Annotated in this window: 18 protein-coding genes; 9 read left to right on the top strand and 9 right to left on the bottom strand. The window is 68.8% G+C overall.

Annotated features, from left to right (window positions below):
* The first annotated feature begins 105 nt into the window (after positions 1-105).
* Positions 106-795 (top strand): endonuclease NucS, encoded by a 690-nt coding sequence (gene nucS, locus K8O92_02470; GenBank protein ID UAK32904.1) that lies wholly within the window; start codon positions 106-108, stop codon positions 793-795.
* 48 nt (positions 796-843) lie between these two features.
* On the top strand, positions 844-1,152 hold the full coding sequence (locus K8O92_02465; protein UAK32903.1) for an ATP/GTP-binding protein: 309 nt from the start codon (positions 844-846) through the stop codon (positions 1,150-1,152).
* Positions 1,153-1,336: 184 nt separating this feature from the next.
* Here K8O92_02465 and K8O92_02460 read toward each other — a convergent pair whose 3' ends face one another.
* Together K8O92_02460 and mce are read right to left on the bottom strand one after the other, a co-directional pair.
* The gene (locus tag K8O92_02460; protein UAK32902.1) at positions 1,337-2,338 is read right to left on the bottom strand and encodes a hypothetical protein; all 1,002 of its coding nucleotides are present in this window, start codon (positions 2,336-2,338) and stop codon (positions 1,337-1,339) included.
* Between the two features lie 86 nt (positions 2,339-2,424).
* On the bottom strand, positions 2,425-2,901 hold the full coding sequence (mce, locus tag K8O92_02455; GenBank protein UAK32901.1) for a methylmalonyl-CoA epimerase: 477 nt from the start codon (positions 2,899-2,901) through the stop codon (positions 2,425-2,427).
* Positions 2,902-3,037: 136 nt separating this feature from the next.
* On the opposite strand from mce, the gene K8O92_02450 reads away from it, so the two are divergent.
* The 3 genes from K8O92_02450 to K8O92_02440 all read left to right on the top strand — a co-directional run bounded on the left by K8O92_02450 (position 3,038) and on the right by K8O92_02440 (position 5,846).
* Positions 3,038-4,216 carry an acetyl-CoA C-acetyltransferase gene (locus tag K8O92_02450; protein ID UAK32900.1) on the top strand — a complete coding sequence of 393 codons (1,179 nt, stop codon included), beginning with the start codon at positions 3,038-3,040 and terminating at the stop codon, positions 4,214-4,216.
* 342 nt (positions 4,217-4,558) lie between these two features.
* The gene (locus K8O92_02445; GenBank protein ID UAK32899.1) at positions 4,559-4,936 is read left to right on the top strand and encodes a DUF3817 domain-containing protein; all 378 of its coding nucleotides are present in this window, start codon (positions 4,559-4,561) and stop codon (positions 4,934-4,936) included.
* Positions 4,937-4,997: 61 nt separating this feature from the next.
* Positions 4,998-5,846 carry a tetratricopeptide repeat protein gene (locus K8O92_02440; protein ID UAK35388.1) on the top strand — a complete coding sequence of 283 codons (849 nt, stop codon included), beginning with the start codon at positions 4,998-5,000 and terminating at the stop codon, positions 5,844-5,846.
* A gap of 84 nt (positions 5,847-5,930) precedes the next feature.
* On the opposite strand, the gene glgB is transcribed toward K8O92_02440, so the two are convergent.
* The 4 genes from glgB to K8O92_02420 form a co-directional block, all read right to left on the bottom strand.
* Positions 5,931-8,084 (bottom strand): 1,4-alpha-glucan branching protein GlgB, encoded by a 2,154-nt coding sequence (glgB, locus tag K8O92_02435; protein ID UAK32898.1) that lies wholly within the window; start codon positions 8,082-8,084, stop codon positions 5,931-5,933.
* Entirely contained in the window at positions 8,081-10,084 is a 2,004-nt protein-coding gene (locus K8O92_02430; GenBank protein ID UAK32897.1) for an alpha-1,4-glucan--maltose-1-phosphate maltosyltransferase, read from the bottom strand. The genes glgB and K8O92_02430 overlap by 4 nt, the downstream gene beginning before the upstream one ends.
* Positions 10,085-10,183: 99 nt before the next feature.
* On the bottom strand, positions 10,184-10,825 hold the full coding sequence (locus K8O92_02425; GenBank protein ID UAK32896.1) for a LysE family translocator: 642 nt from the start codon (positions 10,823-10,825) through the stop codon (positions 10,184-10,186).
* 152 nt (positions 10,826-10,977) lie between these two features.
* A complete protein-coding gene (locus K8O92_02420; GenBank protein ID UAK32895.1) occupies positions 10,978-11,364 on the bottom strand; it encodes a hypothetical protein in 387 nt (128 codons plus the stop codon).
* 351 nt (positions 11,365-11,715) lie between these two features.
* Between K8O92_02420 and glgP the strand changes: the two genes are divergently transcribed.
* The 3 genes from glgP (at position 11,716) to K8O92_02405 (ending at position 16,454) form a co-directional block, all read left to right on the top strand.
* Positions 11,716-14,289 (top strand): alpha-glucan family phosphorylase, encoded by a 2,574-nt coding sequence (gene glgP / locus K8O92_02415; protein ID UAK32894.1) that lies wholly within the window; start codon positions 11,716-11,718, stop codon positions 14,287-14,289.
* 197 nt (positions 14,290-14,486) lie between these two features.
* Positions 14,487-15,758 (top strand): NCS2 family permease, encoded by a 1,272-nt coding sequence (locus K8O92_02410; GenBank protein UAK35387.1) that lies wholly within the window; start codon positions 14,487-14,489, stop codon positions 15,756-15,758.
* A 162-nt stretch (positions 15,759-15,920) separates the two neighbouring features.
* A complete protein-coding gene (locus K8O92_02405; GenBank protein ID UAK32893.1) occupies positions 15,921-16,454 on the top strand; it encodes a DoxX family membrane protein in 534 nt (177 codons plus the stop codon).
* A gap of 190 nt (positions 16,455-16,644) precedes the next feature.
* Here the strand turns inward: K8O92_02405 and K8O92_02400 are convergent, their stop codons facing one another.
* Positions 16,645-17,835, bottom strand: a complete 1,191-nt coding sequence (locus tag K8O92_02400; protein UAK32892.1) for an IS110 family transposase — start codon at positions 17,833-17,835, stop codon at positions 16,645-16,647.
* 241 nt (positions 17,836-18,076) lie between these two features.
* Between K8O92_02400 and K8O92_02395 the strand changes: the two genes are divergently transcribed.
* Complete coding sequence (locus K8O92_02395; GenBank protein ID UAK32891.1) at positions 18,077-18,472, top strand: RidA family protein; 396 nt, start codon at positions 18,077-18,079, stop codon at positions 18,470-18,472.
* A 162-nt stretch (positions 18,473-18,634) separates the two neighbouring features.
* Here the strand turns inward: K8O92_02395 and K8O92_02390 are convergent, their stop codons facing one another.
* Both K8O92_02390 and K8O92_02385 read right to left on the bottom strand, forming a co-directional pair.
* Positions 18,635-20,683 (bottom strand): ATP-dependent DNA helicase, encoded by a 2,049-nt coding sequence (locus K8O92_02390; GenBank protein ID UAK32890.1) that lies wholly within the window; start codon positions 20,681-20,683, stop codon positions 18,635-18,637.
* A gap of 57 nt (positions 20,684-20,740) precedes the next feature.
* Entirely contained in the window at positions 20,741-21,307 is a 567-nt protein-coding gene (locus tag K8O92_02385; protein UAK32889.1) for an isochorismatase family protein, read from the bottom strand.
* Positions 21,308-21,331 lie beyond the last annotated feature (24 nt).

The following is a 21,331-nucleotide window of genomic DNA, read 5'->3' as shown; positions in this document are numbered from 1 at the left end:
CGAAAGGCCCTCAACACTGTTGAGGGCCTTTCGTCGTTTCTAGGTAAGAAACGCAATTGATGGGCTGATCGCATCCGTCGTGCGGCGCTCGCCTACAGTGCTTGGGTGCGCCTAGTGATTGCTCGCTGTCAGGTCGACTACGTGGGGCGACTCACCGCCCATCTCCCGATGGCCCGCAGGCTACTGCTGATGAAAGCGGACGGCTCGGTGCTCGTGCACTCCGACGGCGGCTCGTACAAGCCGCTGAACTGGATGAGCCCGCCGTGCTGGTTGGAGGAACGCAACGGCGACTCGCAGCTCCCCGACGGAGCGAAGGCGCTGTGGGTCGTCACCAACAAGGCCGGCGAAGAACTCCGCATCACCATCGAGGATATCGAGCACGACTCCTCTCACGAGTTGGGCGTCGACCCGGGGCTGGTGAAAGACGGAGTGGAGGCCCATCTGCAAGAGCTGCTCGCCGAGCACGTGCACACGCTCGGCGCGGGCTACACACTCATCCGCCGCGAGTACATGACCGCGATCGGGCCCGTGGACCTGCTGTGCCGGGACGCCACGGGAGCGACGGTGGCGGTGGAGATCAAGCGGCGCGGCGAGATCGACGGCGTCGAACAGCTCACGCGCTACCTCGAGTTGCTGAACCGGGATCCGCTGCTGGCCCCGGTCGCGGGGGTGTTCGCCGCCCAGCAGATCAAGCCGCAGGCTCGTACGCTCGCCGAGGATCGCGGCATCCGCTGCCTGACACTGGATTACGACGCCCTGCGTGGCACGGAGAGCAACGAATTCCGCTTGTTCTGACCATCGGGGCCGTGCGTGCCGCGCAGGGGCGAGTAATAGGCTTGTCGAATGCCCCGCCGTAAGCCGCGTACGGGTCGGCCCGCTGATCGCTCACGAGCGGGTGGCTACCCGCTCACGGACGTCTTCGGACGGACCGATTCCGGACCGCATGGTGACGAGACGTATGTGGTTCGCGCCATCCCGGGCAGCCGCGCGGTCAAGACCTACCGCTGCCCCGGCTGTGACCACGAGATCCCGCCCGGGATTCCCCACATCGTCGCCTGGCCCGCTTACGGAGGAGAGGACGACCGCAGGCACTGGCACAGCGGATGCTGGAACGGCCGCCACACCCGCAGAATCACGCGTCGGTGGTCCTGACCTACGCGGTCGCGTCATCGGGCGCAGTTGGATGCCCCTGCAAGGCCTCTAGGGGCCGGACGTCTACGTTGGACCTTCTACGCAGTAGGCGTCTTCAGGGCCAGAATTAAGGAAGGCCGCCCTGATGGGGCGGCCTTCGGTGAATCGGTTCAGGTATTGCTCGCAGTCGCCGTGGGGCCCGACGTCAGTTGCTGATGTCGGCGCTCTCGCGCTCGTCCGAGTCGATGTCCTCGTCATCGGTGGCGACCTCGGGGATCGCCTTCTGGCGCGAACCGGCGACGGACTTGGTGTTGCCGCCGATCGACTTGCGCTGATCGGGAACCCCGTCGAGCAATTCGCTTTCCCGGTTGACCGCGGCGAGCATCGCGGGCACCGAGTCGAGCTGACCGCGGATACCGAGCAGTTGGGCGAGCACGCGGCCGCGCAGCACGCGCATCTCCTCGGCCAGTTCCTTCGCGTGCGCGATCTTGCGCTCGGAGGTCTGGGTGGCGGAGGTGATGAGGCGGTTGGCCTCGTCGGTCGCGTCCTTGATCCGCTGGGCGGCTTCGGCGCGGCTGGTGGCTTCCAGCTCTTCCATGGCGCGGGTGAGCTTGGTGCGACGCTCGGCCATGGTGGCCTCGAAGTCCTGCTGGGTGGCCTTGCGCTTCGCGTCGGCTTCCTTCGCGATGCGGTCGGCCTCGGCCTGGGCGGCCTCGATGATCTTGGCGGACTCGGTGCGTGCGTTCGCGAGGGTCTGCTCGAATTCGATCTCGAGCGCCTCGCGCTTCTCCTTGGTCTCCGCGAGCAGCGACTCGTACTTGCCACGCATCTCGGTGGCCTGCTGCTCGGCGATCGACACCATCTCCGCTGCCTCGGCCTGAGCCAGGGCACGGACCTCGGACGCCTCGTCGGAGGCGAGCCGGAGCATGCGGGAAATGCGGTCGGACATGCCTTCCGCGGTGGTCGGCGGCACCGAGAGTCGGTCGACCTCCTTACGGAGTTCGTCGATCTCGTCGCGCGCGTCTTCCAGCTGACTGGCGAGGTTACGTGCTTGTGCCGCAGCGGCATCGCGGTCGGTGGCGGTGACTCTCAGTTCCGCGTCGAAGCGGTCGAAGTAATTACGCACCTCGTCTTGCGCATAACCCTTGCGCACAACGGTGAAGGGCAGTGCAACGAAGCGATTGCGATCGGACTCGGGTGACGACATGGCACACAAACTACAGCCTGAAGACAGCCGATGGTGACTCGACTGCGAATGTCATTCCAACGAGTTTTCCCGACTTGACGTCGATACTAGTGCGTAACATGAGCGCTCGGTTCGACCAACTCGATCAGCACACCTCCAGCATCCTTCGGGTGGATGAAATTGATGCGGGAATCCGCCGTTCCATGCCGTGGAGCCTCGTACAGCAAACGCAGACCCTTGGCGCGCAGGTACGCGGAGACGGCCTCGATGTCGGTCACCCGGTAGGCCAGTTGCTGCAAGCCGGGACCGCTGCGGTCGATGAACTTCGCGATGGTCGACTCCGCGTCGAGCGGGGCCAGCAACTGCAGGGCTGTGGCGCGATCCGGTGCGCCGGGCAGCGACAGCATCGCCTCGTGCACGCCTTGGGCCTCGTTGACCTCGCGGTGGGTCTCGACCATGCCCAGGTTCTCGGCGTACCAGGCCACCGCCGCGTCCAGGTCCGGCACCGCGATGCCGACATGGTCGACCGCGGTCACGTAGTCCGCGGGGATGAAAGGTGACTGTTCGATAACATTGCTCACCATTCGAAAGTAGCGCGACCTGGCACGGGGTGCGCGGGCCGCACCCGCTACCGTTGAGTAGAACACCTGCTCTCGCGCTGCCCCTGGCTGCCCTCGGCGTCGGCGCGGGCAGGTCCGATCTACGAATGCGAGGCTCGTCGTGACCACTTCCGTGATCGTTTCCGGTGCGCGAATTCCGGTCGGCAGGCTGCTCGGAGGTCTGAAGGACTTCAGCGGCTCCGATCTGGGCGGGTTCGCCATCAAGGCGGCGCTGGAGAAGGGTGGTGTCGCGCCCGACCAGGTCGAGTACGTGATCATGGGCCAGGTGCTCACCGCGGGCGCGGGGCAGATCCCGGCCCGTCAGGCGGCGGTCGCCGCGGGTATCCCGATGGACGTGCCCGCGTTGACGCTGAACAAGGTCTGCCTGTCCGGCATCAACGCGATCGCCCTCGCCGACCAGCTGATCCGGGCGGGCGAGTACGAGGTCGTCGTCGCGGGCGGTCAGGAATCCATGAGCCAGGCGCCGCACCTGCTCGAGAAGAGCAGGGAAGGCTTCAAGTACGGCGATGTGACCTTGCGTGATCACATGGCCTACGACGGTCTGCACGACATCTTCACCGATCAGCCGATGGGCGCGCTCACCGAGCAGCGCAACGAGACCGACCGGGTCAGCCGGGAGGACCAGGACGCGTTCGCGGCGGCTTCGCACCAGCGTGCGGCGGCGGCGTGGAAGAACGGCGTCTTCGACGACGAAGTGGTCCCGGTCGCGGTGCCGCAGCGCAAGGGCGATCCGGTGCTGGTGAGCACCGATGAGGGGATTCGCGCCGACACCACGGCGGAGTCGCTGGCCAAGCTGCGGCCCGCGTTCCGCAAGGACGGCACGATCACCGCGGGCACCGCCTCGCAGATCTCCGACGGCGCCGCCGCGGTCGTGGTGATGAGCAAGGCGAAGGCGCAGGCGCTGGGTCTGAGCTGGATCGCCGAGATCGGCGCCGCCGGTGTGGTCGCCGGTCCGGACTCCACACTGCAGGACCAGCCCGCCAACGCGATCGCCAAAGCCTGCGCGCGCGAGGGTATCTCGCCCGCCGACTTGGACCTGGTGGAGATCAACGAGGCGTTCGCCGCGGTCGGCGTCGCGTCCACCCGCAAGTTGGGCATCGACCCGGAAAAGGTGAATGTCAACGGCGGCGCCATCGCCATCGGCCACCCGCTGGGCATGTCCGGTGCGCGCATCCTGCTGCACCTGGCCCTGGAACTGAAGCGCCGCGGCGGCGGCGTGGGCGCTGCCGCGCTCTGCGGTGGCGGCGGCCAGGGCGACGCGCTGATCGTCCGAGTCTGACCGTAGGCGGGCGACACCCGCACCGAACACCGACCGATGGCCGTCTCGAGTGGGCGGCCATCGGTCGTTCCCGACGCCCCCTGCGCCTGCCCGGACGAACACGCGACGACGTCGGCGTGGCCGCCGTGCCACCGGCGTTCGGCCGCGACGGTGATCTCGCGTGCTCTCGGTCTGTGGCGTTGTAGCTCGCGTGACCACTTCGGCGCAACACCCGGTTCGAGCGAAGCGAGACCGAGCATCGCTCCGTTCGCGGCGAGCCACCACGGGGGCGCGAGCACGCCGCGCCGCAGGCGCGGCAATTAGACACAGCTCACTACGACAGGTTGTAGTGCATCCGGCACAATGGGGCGCATGGGCAATGTCTTCGACCTGAGCACGGTGGCCAAGCGGTTTCGTTTCATCGCGGTGCTCGAGGCGATCTCGTGGGTTCTGCTGATCATCGGCATGGTGTTCAAGCGGATTCCCGAACCGGTGATGTGGCCGGTCAAGGTGTTCGGCATGACGCACGGCATCGTGTTCGTGCTGTTCGTGATCAGCGCGATCGTGGCGGCGCGCGAGCTGGGCTGGAACGCCAAGACCACCGGTCTCGCGCTGCTGTCCAGCCTGCCGCCGTTCTGCACGGTGCTGTTCGAGATCTGGGCGGTGCGCACGGGGCAGCTGGGTGAGCTGAGCAACGCCGATTCGGCCGAGTCCGGGGCGCCCGCATCCGCTACGTCGTGACAAACTGGAAGTCGTGAATCGACCAGCCGCACGCCGTCCTTCGCCCGCTGTCGCCGCCGCCATGTCCGGGGCGGTCGATCTGTCCAGTCTGAAGCAGCCCGCCGGGAGTGCCGGCGGTGCGGCCGGTGGCGATCATGCGGTGTCGGAGGCCGAGTTCGAGACCAAGGTGCTGCGTCGTTCGATGCAGGTGCCCGTGGTGGTGGTGCTGTACTCGCAGCGCAGCCCGGGCAGTATCGAATTGGTCCGGACGCTGGAGCGTCTGGTGGCCGCCGACGGCGGCGCCTGGGACCTGGCCACGGTGGAAGCCGAGGCCAATATGCGTATCGCGCAGGCGCTGCGGGTGCAGGGTATCCCGACGGTCATCGCGATCGCGGCCGGGCAGCCGCTGGCCGATTTCGAGGGCGCCCAGCCGGAGCCGCAGGTGCGGCAGTGGCTGAACGCGGTGGTAGACGCGGTGGCGGGCAAGCTCGAGGGCGGCGGGCAGCCGCAGCAGCCTGCCGAGGACCCGCGTTTCGCGGCGGCCGAGGCGGCGCTGGAGCAGGGCGATCTGGCCGGAGCCGAGGCCGCCTACCAAGCGATCATCGACGCCGAGCCGACGAATGAGGAGGCCAAGGGCGCGCTGCGGCAGCTCCGCTTCCTGGCTCGGGCCCAGGACCTTCCGGAGTCGGCCATCGCGACCGCCGACGCCGACCCGTCGAATGTCGACGCCGCGATCGATGCCGCCGACCTCGAACTGTTCCAGCAGCGGCCCGAAGCGGCGTTCGACCGGCTGATCGACGTCGTCAAGCGGACCTCCGGTGACGAGCGCACCAAAGCGCGCACCCGTTTGCTGGAACTGTTCGAGTTGTTCGACCAAGCCGAGCCGTTCGTCGTGGCCGCGCGCCGCAAGCTCGCCGCCGCGCTGTACTGATCGCACCGCGTGGCGCGGCCGCGAACCGGGGCGTGACGCCCGCCCCGGGCCATGCGGTCGGGTCGCCTCGAGCGGCCGGGTTCGCTAGGCGGGACGCAGCCAGACCGCGCCGTGCGGGGCCAGGGTCACCGTGGCCGAGGCGGGACGATCGTGCCACGGCTCGTCGGTCGCCGTCAGCTCGCCCAGATTGCCGAGGCCGGAGCCGCCGTAGTCCACGGCGTCGGTGTTGAGGATCTCGAGCCAGCGGCCGGCGTGCGGCAGGCCGACTCGGTACGCGTCGTGCGTCGCCCCGGAGAAGTTGTAGACGCAGGCCACCACGGAGCCGTCGGAGCCGTAGCGCAGGAACGCCAGCACGTTGTTCGTGTGGTCGTTCGCCTCGATCCAGGCGTGGCCGCCCGGGGTGGTGTCCTGGCTCCACAGGGCGGGATGGGCGCGGTAGACCGCGTTCAGGTCGCGCACCAGCGTGCTGATGCCCTGGTGCAGCGGATTGTCCCGTTCGTGCCAGTCCAGGCCGCGATCGTGCGACCACTCCCGGTACTGGCCGAAATCCTGGCCCATGAACAGCAGTTGCTTACCGGGATGGGCCCACATGTAGGCCAGCAGCGCCCGTACGCCGGCGGCTCTGGCGAAATCGTCGCCCGGCATCCTGGTCCAGAGCGTTCCTTTACCGTGCACGACCTCGTCGTGGCTGATCGGCAGCACGTAATTCTCGCTCCAGGCATACACCAGCGAGAAGGTGATCTCGTTGTGGTGCCAGGAGCGGTGCACGGGGTCGCGGCCCAGGAACCCCAGGGTGTCGTGCATCCAGCCCATGTTCCACTTCATGGTGAAGCCGAGACCGCCGACGTCGGTGCCGCGGGTGACGCCGGGCCAGGTGGTCGACTCCTCGGCGATCGTCACGACGTCGGGGTGGTGCCGGTGCAGGGTCTCGTTGAGCTCCTGCAGGAAGTCGACGGCCTCCAGGTTTTCCCGGCCGCCGTGCACGTTGGGTTCCCACGAACCTTCGGTGCGGGAATAGTCCAGGTAGAGCATGGAGGCGACCGCGTCGACGCGCAGGCCGTCGATATGGAATTCCTCGATCCAGTAGCGGGCGTTGGCGACGAGGAAGTTGCGCACCTCGTGCCTGCCGAAGTCGAACACGTAGGTGCCCCAGTCGAGTTGCTCGCCGCGGCGGGGGTCTGGGTGTTCGTAGAGCGGGGTGCCGTCGAATCGGGCCAGCGCCCACTCGTCGCGCGGGAAGTGCGCGGGCACCCAGTCCAGCAGGACGCCGATGCCCGCCGCGTGCATGTGGTCGACGAAGGCGCGGAAATCGTCCGGGGAACCGAATCGAGCTGTCGGCGCGTAATAGGAGGTGACCTGGTACCCCCACGAGCCGCCGAACGGATGCTCGGCGACGGGGAGCAGCTCGATGTGGGTGTATCCGGCCGCCTGCACGTACTCGGTGAGCTGCTCGGCCATTTCGCGGTACCCGAGGCCGGGCCGCCACGAACCGAGATGCACCTCGTAGACGCTCATAGGTGCGCGGGTCGGGTCGGTGGCCGCGCGCGTGTCCAGCCATGCGCGGTCATTCCACACGTGATGGCTCTCGGTGACCACCGACGCCGTCGCCGGGGGTTTCTCGGTGGCGAAAGCCAACGGGTCGGCGTGATCGACGGTTCGCCCGTCGGCGCCGTGCACGCGGTATTTGTACTTGGTACCCGGCACGACACCCGGCACGAAGACTTCCCAGATCCCGGACGACCCCAGCGCGCGCATCGGCGCGGTATTGCCGCTCCAACCGTCGAAATCGCCTATCACGGTGACGCCGCGCGCGTTGGGCGCCCACACCGCGAACGACGTGCCCGTCACGTCACCGTCGAGGGTGGCGTAGCGGCGGGGGTGGGCGCCGAGCACCTCCCACAGGCGCTCGTGACGGCCTTCGCCGATGAGGTGCAGATCGAGTTCGCCGAGCGTGGGCAGGAAGCGGTAACCGTCGGCACCGATGATCGTCTGGCCGCCGGGATAGGCCGTCACGACGCGGTAGTCCATGATCTCCGGATACGGCAGCGCCGCGGCGAAGACGCCGTGCCCCAGGGGCTCGAGCGCATGGTCGACGCCGCCGACCCGCACCGACACGGTTTCCGCGTGCGGGCGCAGGACCCGGACGGCCGTGCCGTCGGGATGGGGATGCGCGCCGAGCACGGTGTGCGGGTCGGGGTGGGTGCCTGCCGCGAGCAGCATGAGGTCGCGTCGTTTCATCGCAGCGTCCTGCGGTAGGCCAGCTCGGTGCGCGCCTGCTGTGACACCGGGGGCAAGGTGATGATGTGCGCGACGGCGTGTGCGGGGTCCAATCGCACGTAGTTGGTTTGGGCCCAGTGGTATTCCTCGCCGCTGACCTCGTCGTACACCACAGGATGGTCGTGCCATTCGCGGCCGATCGCGGGCAGGTCGAGCGAGAGCATGCCCCACTCGGCGCCGAACGGGTTGAGATTCACCACGACCAGCACCGCGTCACCACTGGCGGGGTCGATCTTGGAGTAGGCGAGCAACGCGTCGTTGTCCACGTGATGGAAATGCAGGCAGCGCAACTGTTGCAACGCCGGGTGCGCCCGGCGGATCTCGTTGAGCCGGGTCAGCCACGGCTCCAGCGACTCTCCGCGCGCGAGCGCCTCGGCGAACGGACGCGGGCGCAGCTCGTACTTCTCCGAATCGAGGTACTCCTCGCTGTCCGGTCGCACCGCCTGGTGCTCGAACAGCTCGAAACCGGAGTAGACGCCCCAGGTCGGCGCGAGGGTCGCGGCCAGGACGGCGCGGATGGCGAACATTCCCGGTCCGCCGTGCTGAAGACTCTCGTGCAGGATGTCCGGGGTGTTGACGAACAGATTCGGGCGGGCCTCGTCGGCCTTCGCGGCCAGTTCGTTGCCGAACTCGGTGAGTTCCCACTTGGCCACTCGCCAGGTGAAATACGTATAGGACTGGCTGAATCCGCGCCGGGCGAGCCCGTAGAGCCGCGCCGGGCGGGTGAACGCCTCGGACAGGAAGATGACGTCCGGGTCGGTGCGCCGCACGTTCGCGATCAGCCACTCCCAGAAGTCGGCGGGCTTGGTGTGCGGGTTGTCGACACGGAAGATGTAGACGCCCAGCCCGATCCAGTGCCGGACCACGCGCAGCACTTCGGCGTAGAGACCGTCGGGATCGTTGTCGAAGTTGACCGGGTAGATGTCCTGGTACTTCTTCGGCGGGTTCTCCGCATAGGCGATGGTGCCGTCGGGCAGGGTGGTGAACCACTCGGGATGCGCCGACACCCACGGATGATCGGGCGCGCATTGCAAGGCGAGGTCGAGCGCCACCTCCAGGCCGAGTCGCCGCGCCTGCGCGACGAACTCGGCGAAATCGGCTTCGGTGCCCAACTCCGGGTGCACGGCATCGTGCCCGCCGTGCTTCGAGCCGATCGCCCACGGGGAGCCGACGTCGCCCGGCTCCGCGGTGAGCGCGTTGTTGCGGCCTTTGCGGTTGACCTCGCCGATCGGGTGGATGGGTGGCAGGTAGACCACGTCGAAGCCCATGGCGGCGATGCGCGGCAGTTCCTCGGCCGCGGTGGCGAAGGTGCCGTGCACCGGCTTGCCGGTCGCGTCGCGACCGCCGGTCGAGCGGGGGAAGAACTCGTACCAGGAGCCGTAGAGGGCGCGTTGCCGCTCGACCTGGACGGTGTGCTGCGGGCCGCGGGTGACCAGGTCACGCAACGGCGCGGCCCGCAGGATCTCGGCGACCTCCTCGGCGAAGGCCGGGGCCACCCGTGCGGGCAGTTGCTCGTCGCCGCGCAGCGCCGCCGCGACCGCGCGCAGGCGCTCGAACTGTTTTTTCGGTACGGCTTGGGCCGCGCGCTCGAACAGGCGGGCGCCCAGCTCCAGGTCGTTGGCCAGATCGGCGGCGCTCTGCCCGACGGCCAGCTTCGCCTCGATCGCCGAGCGCCAGGTCGCGATCGGGTCGCTCCAGCCTTCGATCCGGTAGGTCCACGCTCCCGGCGCGTTCGGGGTGAACGTCGCGTTGAAGACGTCGGGCTCGTAATCCGGCGTCATGCGGATGCGGGTCGGTCGCGACACACCCGGGGCGCGGACGACAAGTGTGGCGGCGACGGCCTCGTGCCCCTCCCGCCACACCACGGTGCGCACGGGAAAAACCTCGCCGACCACCGCTTTGGCGGGCCGGCCGCCGGGGATGGACGGTGCAGTGTCATCGATAGCGATGCGGCCGGTCACGGGACCAACCTACCGGTAGCCGGCCGTCCGGACCGGATCGGCGGAGTTTTCCTCCGCCGTCCCGGCTCGGCGCGGCGGCGGCTGAGCTGGGCTGATCGGTCAGCGTGCGTCGGCGGCGAGGCCGAGGCCCAGCGCGACCAGCACCGCGCCGAGCGCCCGTTCCACCCGCTGCCGGATGCCGCTGCGGCGCAGCCACGCACCCGCGTGGTCGGCGGCCAGCACCACGCCGACGCACCACGCGGTGTCGATCACCAACTGGATCAGCGCCAGGATCACCACGGTCGGCAGCACCGGCCCGCTGGACGGAAGGAACTGGGGAAGGATCGTCAACCCGAAGACGGCCGCCTTGGGGTTGGCCGCGATCGAGAGCAGCGAGGCGCGGAAGGCGGCGGCGGGCGAGCGGCCCGCCGGAAGCATCTTCGTCATCGCACTGCCGAACTCGTCGCCACCCCGTGCGCCCCGCCAGGCCTGCACGCCGAGCCAGATCAGCACCAGCGCCCCGACGATGTGCACCGCCGTGTTCATGGCCCGGTTCGCGACGAGCAGGACCGACAGCCCCGCTCCACCCGCCAAGGTCCAGCCGAGCACGCCGATCTCGTTTCCGGCTACCGCCGCCAAACCCGCGGTGCGGCCGTCACGCACGGCGCGCTGCAGGAACAGCGCGGTCGCAGGCCCGGGTAGCGCGGCGAGGAGCAGGCAGGCGAGCAGGAATTGCGGCAGAACATCGACCCAGTGCGGCATCCGCCGATGCTGTCACCTCTACGTGGCTCCGGCTACGGATTTCCCGGTCCGCGAGGGGGCCGAGAGGTGCCCGGGAGGCCACGACCAGGAATCCATGGCAGTGGCCGCCCGGGCGCTCACCTGACACTCCGGATGTGCGAAGAGCGCGGCGCTTACGGCAGAACCACGCACCCGACGCCGAGGTTGATCCCGTTGTCCACGTTCATCACCGGTGAAGTCCAAGCGGGACCGGCGGCGCCCTGTGTAGCCGAGATGGTGTGCGGCCCGGTCGCGTCAGGTACCCACGTGGTGGTGGCCTGGTTGCCGACCACCGGTGCGGGATTCGGCGTGAAGCTTCCGCCCGCGCTGTCGACGAACTGGACGGCGTCGGACGAAGGAACGTTGTCCACCGTGGCCGTCACCCGGTATTGGCAGTTGGTTCCGTAGTTTCCGAACCCGAGACTCATTCCTTGGGCCGTTGCCGTCGCCGTTGTGACCGCGGCCCCGGCGGCGGGTGCGACGAGAACGAGAGCCGCCGTGCAAGCTACGAACCCCGTCATCGCCGATCCGGCGCGCGACCAGCGCCGATCGCGGGCGCGATTTGGGTGTGCTTTCATCCACATCTCGATCACTCCCGTACTGATTCGGTTGGTGCGGCCGGTTGGTCCGCACAGCTTGTGGGTTTGCCCCGCGTTCGGGAGTTCACAAGGAAACGGGGGTCTCGATCGGGTAGCGGGCCAGGGGGCTCGGTGCGCGTGATGTGTTCGTTCTGTGACGGTAGAGAGCGTTACGCGAGTGCGCGCGCAGGGTGCGCGCCACCGAGCCACGTCACGAAAGACGCAGGTCGGAAGGTTGTTCCGGCTCGTAGGCGCGCACGGCGCGAGCGGTGGGCTCCGTGTAGTTTCTACCCAATGAAGGCATTGCGTCGTTTCACCGTCCGTGCCCATCTGCCCGAGCGCCTGGCGGCCCTGGGCGAGCTCGCCACGAATCTGCGCTGGTCGTGGCACCCGCCGACACAGGACCTGTTCGCCGCGCTCGATCCGCGGCGGTGGCAGGAGATGGGCCACGATCCGGTCCGGATGCTCGGCGAGGTACCCGCGGCGCGGCTGGACGAGCTGGCCGCCGACCCCGCCTATGTCGCCCGCGTCGACGCCGCGGCGGCGGATCTGCGGGAATACCTCGCGGCGCCGGGCTGGTTCCAGCGCCGGGCAGGTGAGGAGGGCGTGCGGGGCATCGCCTACTTCTCGATGGAGTTCGGCGTCACCGAGGTGTTGCCGAACTATTCGGGTGGTCTGGGCATCCTGGCCGGCGACCACCTCAAGGCCGCTTCCGACCTGGGTCTGCCGCTGATCGGCGTGGGCCTGCTCTACCGCTCGGGCTACTTCCGGCAGTCCCTGACGGCGGACGGCTGGCAGGCCGAGCACTACCCGGCGCTGGACCCGCAGGGCTTGCCGCTGCGGGCGCTCACCTCGGACGGGTCGCCGGTGCTCATCCACGTGGCGATGCCCGACCGCAGGGTGCTGCGCGCGCGGGTGTGGATCGCGCAGGTCGGCCGGGTTCCGCTGTTGCTGCTGGACTCGGATATCGCCGAGAACGACCCGGAGCTGCGCGCGGTCACCGACCGGCTCTACGGCGGCGACCAGGAACATCGCATCCGCCAGGAGATCCTGGCGGGCATCGGCGGCGTGCGCGCGGTGCGCGCGTATACGGCGTCGGCCGGCCTGCCCGATCCCGACGTGTTCCACATGAACGAAGGGCACGCGGGCTTCCTCGGTGTCGAGCGCATCCGCGAATTCGTCGCGGCGGGGCGGGATTTCGATTCCGCGCTCGCCGCTGTGCGGGCGGGCACGGTGTTCACCACACACACACCGGTCCCGGCGGGCATCGACCGTTTCCCGATGCCGATGGTGCGCCGTTACTTCGGCGGTGCGCACGGCGAATCCGAATCCGCCCTGCTGCCAGGCCTTCCCGTGGACCGGATCGTGGCGCTCGGACGAGAAGCCGATCCCGCTGTATTCAACATGGCGCACATGGGGCTGCGCCTGGCGCAGCGCGCCAACGGCGTCTCGCGCCTGCACGGCGAGGTGAGCCGGTCCATGTTCGCCTCGTTGTGGCCGGGCTTCGACCCGGCGGAGGTGCCGATCGGTTCGGTCACCAACGGTGTGCACGCCACGACCTGGGCCGCGCGGGAATGGGTGGACAAGGCGCGCGAGCACATCGGCGCGGAACTGGTCGAGGAGGGGCGCGGCTGGGAACGACTGCGTGAGATCGACCTCACCGAGCTGTGGTCGACGCGCAACACCCTGCGCGGCATTCTCGTCGACGAGGTGCGCCGCAGGGTGCGCGCGTCATGGTTGCAGCGCGGCGCCGCGGAGGCCGAACTCGGCTGGGTGAACGGCGTTTTCGATCCGAATGTGCTGACCGTCGGTTTCGCGCGCCGGGTGCCGACCTACAAGCGCCTCACCCTCATGCTGCGCGACCCGCAGCGGCTGCGCGCCCTGCTGCTGGACCCGCGCCGGCCGATGCAGTTGGTCGTCGCGGGCAAGAGCCACCCCGCCGACGACGGAGGCAAGGCGCTCATCCAGCAGGTGGTCCGCTTCGCCGACGATCCCGAGGTGCGGCACCGGATCGTCTTCCTGCCCGACTACGACATGTCGATGGCCCGCTACCTGTACTGGGGCTGCGATGTCTGGCTGAACAACCCGCTGCGACCGTTGGAGGCGTGCGGCACCTCCGGCATGAAATCCGCGCTGAACGGCGGGCTCAATCTCTCCATCCGGGACGGCTGGTGGGACGAGATGTACGACGGCGAGAACGGGTGGGCCATCCCGACCGCAGAGGGCGTCCGGGACGAGCATCGCCGCGACGACCTGGAGGCCACCGCGCTCTACGACCTGTTCGAGCGCACGGTGGCGCCCCGCTTCTACGAACGCGACGCGTCCGGGATGCCGGTGCGCTGGGTCGAGATGGTCCGCCACACCCTCCAGACCTTGGGGCCGAAGGTGCTGGCTTCCCGCATGGTCCGCGACTACGCGGTGGAGTACTACGCTCCCGCCGCCGCGGCGTATCAGCGGGCGACGGCCGACGAGTTCGCGGTGGCGCGCGCCATCGCCGAGTACCGTCACCGGGTCGAGTCGGCGTGGCCCTCGGTCAAGGTGATCCAGGTGGACAGCGCGGGTCTGCCGGATACGCCGGTCATCGGGGCGCGGCTGTCGCTCACCGCGCGGGTCGAGCTCGGCGGATTGAGCGTGTCGGACGTGGTGGTGCAGGCGGTGCTCGGCCGGGTGTCGGCGTCCGACGACCTCTCCGACGCCACGGCGGTCCCGATGACGCACAGCGGGTCGGACGGCGGGGCCGAGCTGTTCACCGTCGACACCCCCGTGCCGCTGTCCGGAGCGGTCGGCTACACGGTGCGCGTGCTGCCGCACAACGACCTGCTGGCCTCCGACGCCGAGCTGGGCCTGGTCTCCGCCCCCAACGCCTAGCCGGGTGGCGCTGGTCACGGTGGGGCCGCCGCGAGTTGCCCCGGCCGGTGAATCGTCGGCTACCGTGCCTGGCAGCCCGAGCATTGTTTTCCCGACTGGAGTCACCCATGGTCACCGACGTTCTGAACCGGACCCGAGGACGCCTCGACGGGTACTTCGGGGTCCGGTCGACCGGCTCGACCGTCCGGCGGGAACTCATGGCGGGAACGATCACGTTCCTCGCCATGTCGTACGTCCTCGCGGTGAACCCCGCGATACTCGGCGACCAGGGCGCGCTGGGTGACAAGGGCATCCCGATGCAGGCGGTGTTCACCGCCACCGCCGTCGCCGCGGTGTTCGGCACGTTGGTCATGGGGCTGTGGGCACGGTATCCGATCGCGCTCGCGCCGGGTATGGGACTCAACGCGTTCTTCGCCTACACCGTGGTGCTCGGCATGGGCATTCCATGGCAGGTCGCGCTCTCGGGCACGTTGCTGTCGGGCGTCATCTTCTTCGTCCTGGCCGTGACGAAGATCCGGGAACGCATCCTCGACGCGATCCCGATGCAGTTGAAGCTCGCGGTCGGCGCGGGCATCGGACTGTTCGTGGCCTTTCTCGGCCTGAAGAACGCCGGGATCGTGGTGAACAGCGAGGCGACGCTGGTCGCGCTGGGCGACTTCACCGAGGGCACCACGTTGCTCGCGCTGTTCGGGTTGCTGGTGACCGTGGTGTTCCTCGTGCGGGGCTGGCACGGAGCGGTGCTCTACGGCATCGTGCTGACCACGATCGTGGGCATCGTCAGCGGTTTGGTCGACCTGCCCAAGGGGGTGTTCGCCGCGCCGAAGGGCCTCGAGCACACCTTCGGCCAGGCGATCATCCATCTGCCCGACGCCTTCACCGGCCAGATGGCTGTGGTGGTGCTGACCATGCTGTTCGTCGACTTCTTCGACGCCTCGGGAACCCTGATCGGCGTCGCGAACCAAGCCGGTCTGCTGGACGAGGACGGCAAGCTGCCGCGCGCGTCGAGCGCGCTGGCGGCGGACTCGGTGGGCACCATGGCGGGCGCCGTCATCGGCACCTCGACCACCACCGCCTACGTGGAATCGACCGCGGGCGTCTCGGCGGGCGGCCGGACCGGCCTGACCGCCGTCACCACGGCGGGCTGGTTCCTGCTCGCGATGTTCTGCTATCCGATCTTCGCGGTGGTCGCGGGCTCCGGCGAGGTGACCGCCGCCGCGCTCATCGTGGTCGGCATCCTGATGGCCCGCTCGCTCGGGCAGATCGACTGGAACCGCCTGGAGTACTCGGTGCCCGCGTTCGTCACCATCGTGATGATGCCGCTGACTTACTCCATTGCCAACGGCCTGGCCATGGGCATGCTGCTGTATCCGATCGTCATGGCGGCCAAGGGCCGGATCAAGGACGTACACCCGGCGATGTGGGCGCTGATGCTGGTGTTCCTCGGCTACTTCTTCTTCCTCGCGGAGTAACTTCCCGCTCGCCTTCGCGCTGAACCTTCCTTGCCTGCCGGTCGTGGAATAGGACCGAGGGGTTGGACAGTTGAGCTCTTCATGCGAGAATCGGACCGTAGTCCGGTTATTCGCCGAGGTAACGAACATACCGAAGACGACAGCGCAGGGATGAGGACCAGCATGACCATCAAATCCGTACTCGACCGAAACGGCGCCTCTACCGAACTGGACGGAATCGCCACCGACATCGGCCTGCTGATCCTGCGGGTCGTCTTCGGCGGCTTGCTCGCGGCACACGGCGCGCAGAAACTGTTCGGCTGGTGGGGCGGACCGGGCCTACAGGCCAACGCGGACAGCTTCGAGCAGATGGGCTACAACCCGGGCAAGCTGTTCGGGACGCTGGCCGGCCTGACCGAACTCGGCGGTGGCCTGCTGCTGCTGCTCGGTCTGCTGACGCCGCTGGCCGGGGCGATCGTGGTGGGCACGATGATCAACGCGATCAACGTCACCTGGTCCGGTGGACTGTTGGGCGGTTGGGAGATGGGCCTGCTGTTCGCGGTGGTCGGCGCGGCGCTTCCCTTCACCGGACCCGGCAAGTTCTCGTTGGACGCCGGGCGGCCGTGGGGGCGTCACGGCTTCGTGTGGGGTGTCGGTGCGCTGATCGTGGCGGTCGTGGCGGGCGTGCTCACGCTGATCCTGAAGTGGGTGCTCTGACTCTGCGACACAGCCGGATTCGCGGCGCGGTGGCCTCGGCCGCCGCGCCGCGGTCGTTTGTGGGCATCGTCATGTCACAGTGTGGCATTCCGGATCGTCGTCGTGGTGTTGCAGCGCGTGACGATCGAGCAAGGAGATTCTCAATGAAGTTGTCAAGCCCAGATAGTGATTTCGGGGATTGGTGATGTTGTCAGGTGGCGGGGGCTGCTTGGTAGGGCTTGTGGTCGCGGAGCATGGCCCACAGGACGTTGAGGCGGCGGCGGGCCAGCGCGAGCACGGCTTGGGTGTGTCGTTTGCCTTCGGCTCTTTTGCGCTGGTAGTAGGCCTTGGAGGCCGGGTCGAAGCGGGCGGCGATCAGGGCGGCGAGGTAGCTGGCACGCAGCAGGCGGCGGTCGTAGCGGCGGGGACGTGTGAGGTTGCCGCTGACGCGGCCGGAATCCTTGGGTACCGGCGCCAGTCCGGCGACGCCGGCCAGCCGGTCGGCGCGGTCGAACACGGTCAGGTCGCCGCCGGTGGCGGCGAGGAATTCCGCGCCCAGCAGCGGCCCGAATCCGGGCATGCTCACGATGATCCCGGCGTGAGGATGGCGGCGAAATCGCTGCTCGATCAATGCTTCGGTGCCACTGATCTCGTTGTCGAGCCGCATCACCTCCTTCGCCAGTCGCGCGACCATGGCCGCGCCGATCTGCTGGCCGGGTACGATCGTGTGCTGGGCTTCGGCGGCCGTCATGGCCGTGGCTGCGACGGCAGAAGCGTTGCGGGCTTTGCGTTCTCGCAACCAAGCTTCGAGCGCGGTCGCGCCGAGCGCGCGCAGCCCGTCGGGGGTGTTGTGGCCGGTGAGCAGAATCAGCGCCGCCCGGGACTTGCTGTAGTCGAAGGCACGTTCCAAAGCGGGGAAGTACTCGAGCAGGCTCGCGCGCAGTCGGTTGATCGCCCGGGTGCGGTCGCAGACCAGGTCGGTGCGTGCCGCGGTGAGGATGCGCAACTCGATGGCGATGTCGTCACCGGCACGCAAGGGTTGCAGGTCGCGGCGCATGCGGGCCTGATCGGCGATGATCGCGGCGTCCTTGGCGTCGGATTTGCCGTCGCCACGGTATCCGGCCGCGGCGTGGTGGACAGTACGGCCGGGAATGTAGAGCAGCCGCTGACCACGGCCCAGCAGCACCGTGATCAGCAGGGCGGCGCCGCCGGTGTTGAGATCGATCGCCCAGACCATCTCCGCACTGTCGGCCACGGCGAGCACGTCATCGATCAGGCCGGTCAGTTCGGCCTCGTCGTTGTCGACCCGCCGCGACAGCACCCGTTTGCCGTCGGTATCGATCACCGTGCAGTGATGCGCCGCTTTACCGGCGTCTATGCCAGCCCAAAGTTGTTGGGGCACAACCACCTCCATCAGTTTCACACCGAAGAATCAGGTAGCCGACGACCACGCCGTCTCGTCCTTACACAGCGATCGGATCGCGTCTCTCAATCAGCGGTCGAGTCGTCGCGGAACGGCGGGCGGCCAATCTCCTTCGGCCATGAACCTCGGCACAACCATGCAAGCCAAACCCGCCGCTCCTGGGTAGTTCGAAACCCGCTGGCTACGGGATCGACCACCCAAGAAGAAAGGTAAGGAAACCATGGCCGTCGAAATCAGCAATCCCGGTGCACTGCACGATCCGACCGGGTTCGGCTACAGCCACGTGGCGGTGGCGCGTGGAGAACTGGTGTTCATCGCCGGGCAGTACGACTCGGACGGGCAAGGGCACACCACGAGCACGGAATTCGCCGTGCAGGTGGACAATGCGTTCGCCAACCTGGGCATCGCGCTGCGCTCGGCGGGAGTGGACTTCGGCGATGTCGCGCAGTTGCGGACGCACATCGTCGACCACGACCTCGACAAGTTGGCGGTGCTGGGCAAGAAGATCGCGGAGATCTGGGGTGACCGCCCGCCCGCGCAGACGCTGACCGGGGTGGCGGCGCTCGCGCTGCCGGGCATGCTGTTCGAGGTCGACGCGGTGGCCGTGCGCGGCTGAGCAGCCGCTGTGCGGAGATGAATTCGGTGAGGTCCCCGCGCCGCGTGCAGGGCTTGGCGCGGGGACGAGCCGATACATTCGGTGTGGGAATTGGGGGTCACCGAAGTACCGACCAACAATCTACTTCCGAATGGAATTAGATGCCGAGCGGTGTGTTCGGTATCACACCGTGGCCGCTGCGGCCAGTCGGTGCAACGCCTTCACCACGACCTCCGGGTCCGCGGTCTCCCAGTACGGCGGCAGCGACGCGCGCAGGTACCCGCCGTAGCGTGCGGTGGCCAGGCGGGAATCGAGGATGGCGACCACGCCGCGATCGTCGACGCTGCGCAGCAGGCGCCCGGTACCCTGCGCGAGCAGGAGAGCCGCGTGATTGGCGGCGACGGTCATGAACCCGTTTCCGCCCCGCATCTCCACCGCGCGTTGCCTGGCGGCCAGCAGCGGATCGTCCGGGCGCGGAAACGGGATGCGATCGAGAATCACCAGGCTCAGCGACGGGCCTGGCACGTCGACGCCCTGCCACAGCGACAAGGTGCCGAACAGGGAAGTCTCCGGGTCGTCGGCGAACTTGCGGACCAGCGCGCCCGTCGCGTCGTCACCCTGGCACAGCACGGGCGTTCGCAACCGGTCGCGCAGGGCGTCGGTGGCCGCGCGGGCCGCGCGCATGGAGGAGAACAAACCGAGGGTGCGCCCACCCGCCGCCGTGATGAGCCGTTCGATCTCGTCCAGATAGGCCGGTGCGAGCCCGTCCCGGCCCGGCGGGGGCAGGTGTTTGGCGACGTAGAGGATGCCGGACTTGGCGTGGTCGAACGGTGATCCGACGTCGAGCGAACTCCAGCGCACGGTGTCGGCGTCCGACGGCGCCTCCGCGCCGTTCGCGGTGGCCGCATCGGTGCGACTGCCCGACTGCGCGGGCAGGCCCCAGGTGACCGCGAGGCCGTCGAACGAGCCGCCGATCTGCAACGTCGCGGAGGTCAGCACGACGGTGGCGGTGCCGAAAAGCCTGCTGCGCAGCAGGCCACCCACCGACAGCGGCGCCATCCGCAGCGATCGGCGCACGACACCGCGGATCTCGTCGGCGGCCAGCCAGATGACGTCGCGCCGGGCGGCCGGGTCGGGCTCGTCGAAGGCCGTCAGCGCGCGGACCGCGCTGTCGTGCACCTCATCGATCGCGGCCAACGCCATGGTGCGGGCGGCGGCGTTCTCCGGGTCGCCCTGCGCGGTGGTGCTGCCCGGTGGCGCCAGCGCGGTGCGCGCGTTCCACGCGGCGTCGCGGATCAGAGCCAGCACCGGGGCGACGCCGTCGGGCAGTCTGTCCCACCGGGCGGCGGGCAGTTCCTCCAGCACCTCGTGCCATGCCTCGGCGGCGCCCTCCAGACGGTCCAGCTCCTGCTCGTCGACCAGCTTGGCGCAGCGCCGTGCGGCCGCGCTGATCGCGGCGGAAGCCAGTTCGGCGGTGGCCACGCCGGTGACCCGGTCGACCAGCTCGTGCGCCTCGTCGATGACCACCACGTCGTGTTCGGGCAGCACCTGGATGCCGCTGATGGCGTCGATGGCCAGCAGCGCGTGGTTGGTCACCACCACATCGGCCTGCGCGGACTCGGTCCTGGCGCGCTCGGCGAAGCAGTCCTGGCCGAAGGAGCAGCGCGACTTGCCGAGGCATTCCCGCGACGACACGCTGACCTGCCGCCAGGCGCGGTCGCTCACCCCGGGGGCGAGTTCGTCGCGGTCGCCGGTCTCGGTGTCGGAGGCCCAGTCGTTGAGCCGTTGCACTTCGCGCCCGAGGCGGGAGATCGCGAACGCGTCGAACAGCTCCGCTTCGGCGGGCTCGTCCGGAACGGCGCTGTTGATCTTGTTCAAGCACAGATAGTTGTTGCGTCCCTTGAGGATCGCGAACTTCGGGGTGCGCCCCAGCGGTGCGCTCAGCGCCTCGGCCAGCCGGGGGAGGTCACGGTCGACCAGCTGACGCTGCAGCGCGATCGTCGCCGTGGAGACCACGACCGTACGGCCGGTGCGCACCGCGTGACGCAGGCTGGGCACCAGATAGGCCAGCGACTTGCCGGTACCCGTCCCGGCCTGCACCGCGAGGTGCTCCTTGGTGTCGATCGCGTGGTCCACCGCCGCGGCCATCGTCACCTGCCCGGCGCGCTCCTTGCCGCCGAGCGCCTGCACGGCGGTGGCCAAAAGGTCGGAAACGGGCGGCAGTTCGGGCACGCGAGCAGCCTACTCGGCACCGCCGACAAGGCAGGACGGTCGCCGAGACCGGACGGTCTACCGGCTGATGCTGCCCTCGAGATCGACGCCCGCTCCGCGCATACGGTCCAGCGCGGCGGTGATGGTGTCGGGCGCGACACCGGCGGTGAGGTCGAGCAGGACGCGGGTGTCGAAACCCTCGATGCGCGCGTCCAGCGCGGTAGCGCGCACGCAGTGGTCGGTCGCGATGCCGACGACGTCGACGGCGTCGACGCCGCGGTCACGCAGCCAGTCGGCCAGCGCGGCTCCCTCGTCGGTCGTGCCCTCGAACCCGGAGTAGGCCGCCGAGTACGTCCCCTTGGAGAAGATCGCCTGAATGGGTCCGGTGGACAGCGCGGGGTGGAAATCGGCGCCCGGCGTGCCGACCCGGCAGTGTGGCGGCCAGCTGTCGATGTAGTCGGGCTCGTCGGAGAAGTGCGCACCGGGATCGATGTGATAGTCGCGAGTCGCGACGATCGCGCCGTAGTTCGTCGCCACGAGGTGCTCGCTGATCCGGGCCGCCACGGCGGCGCCGCCGGTGACCGCGAGTGAACCGCCCTCGCAGAAATCGTTCTGGACGTCGACGATGATCAGTGCCCGGGTCATGGCGACCTCCCGCGGTGTGGCTGG

This window comes from Nocardia asteroides (genome assembly GCA_019930625.1).
GTDB classification, from domain to species: domain Bacteria; phylum Actinomycetota; class Actinomycetes; order Mycobacteriales; family Mycobacteriaceae; genus Nocardia; species Nocardia sputi.
Note: the sequence above shows the minus strand (reverse complement) of the source record. Positions and strands in the feature narration are given on the sequence as shown.

Excerpts from the sequence above, each read along its gene's own strand:
- K8O92_02465 (UAK32903.1), top strand. The coding sequence starts at position 844 with ATGCCCCGCCGTAAGCCGCGTACGGGTCGGCCCGCTGATCGCTCACGA.
- K8O92_02460 (UAK32902.1), bottom strand. The coding sequence starts at position 2,338 with ATGTCGTCACCCGAGTCCGATCGCAATCGCTTCGTTGCACTGCCCTTC.
- mce (UAK32901.1), bottom strand. The coding sequence starts at position 2,901 with ATGGTGAGCAATGTTATCGAACAGTCACCTTTCATCCCCGCGGACTAC.
- K8O92_02445 (UAK32899.1), top strand. The coding sequence starts at position 4,559 with ATGGGGCGCATGGGCAATGTCTTCGACCTGAGCACGGTGGCCAAGCGG.
- K8O92_02440 (UAK35388.1), top strand. The coding sequence starts at position 4,998 with ATGTCCGGGGCGGTCGATCTGTCCAGTCTGAAGCAGCCCGCCGGGAGT.
- glgB (UAK32898.1), bottom strand. The coding sequence starts at position 8,084 with ATGAAACGACGCGACCTCATGCTGCTCGCGGCAGGCACCCACCCCGAC.
- K8O92_02425 (UAK32896.1), bottom strand. The coding sequence starts at position 10,825 with ATGCCGCACTGGGTCGATGTTCTGCCGCAATTCCTGCTCGCCTGCCTG.
- K8O92_02420 (UAK32895.1), bottom strand. The coding sequence starts at position 11,364 with ATGACGGGGTTCGTAGCTTGCACGGCGGCTCTCGTTCTCGTCGCACCC.
- glgP (UAK32894.1), top strand. The coding sequence starts at position 11,716 with ATGAAGGCATTGCGTCGTTTCACCGTCCGTGCCCATCTGCCCGAGCGC.
- K8O92_02410 (UAK35387.1), top strand. The coding sequence starts at position 14,487 with ATGGCGGGAACGATCACGTTCCTCGCCATGTCGTACGTCCTCGCGGTG.
- K8O92_02405 (UAK32893.1), top strand. The coding sequence starts at position 15,921 with ATGACCATCAAATCCGTACTCGACCGAAACGGCGCCTCTACCGAACTG.
- K8O92_02395 (UAK32891.1), top strand. The coding sequence starts at position 18,077 with ATGGCCGTCGAAATCAGCAATCCCGGTGCACTGCACGATCCGACCGGG.
- K8O92_02385 (UAK32889.1), bottom strand. The coding sequence starts at position 21,307 with ATGACCCGGGCACTGATCATCGTCGACGTCCAGAACGATTTCTGCGAG.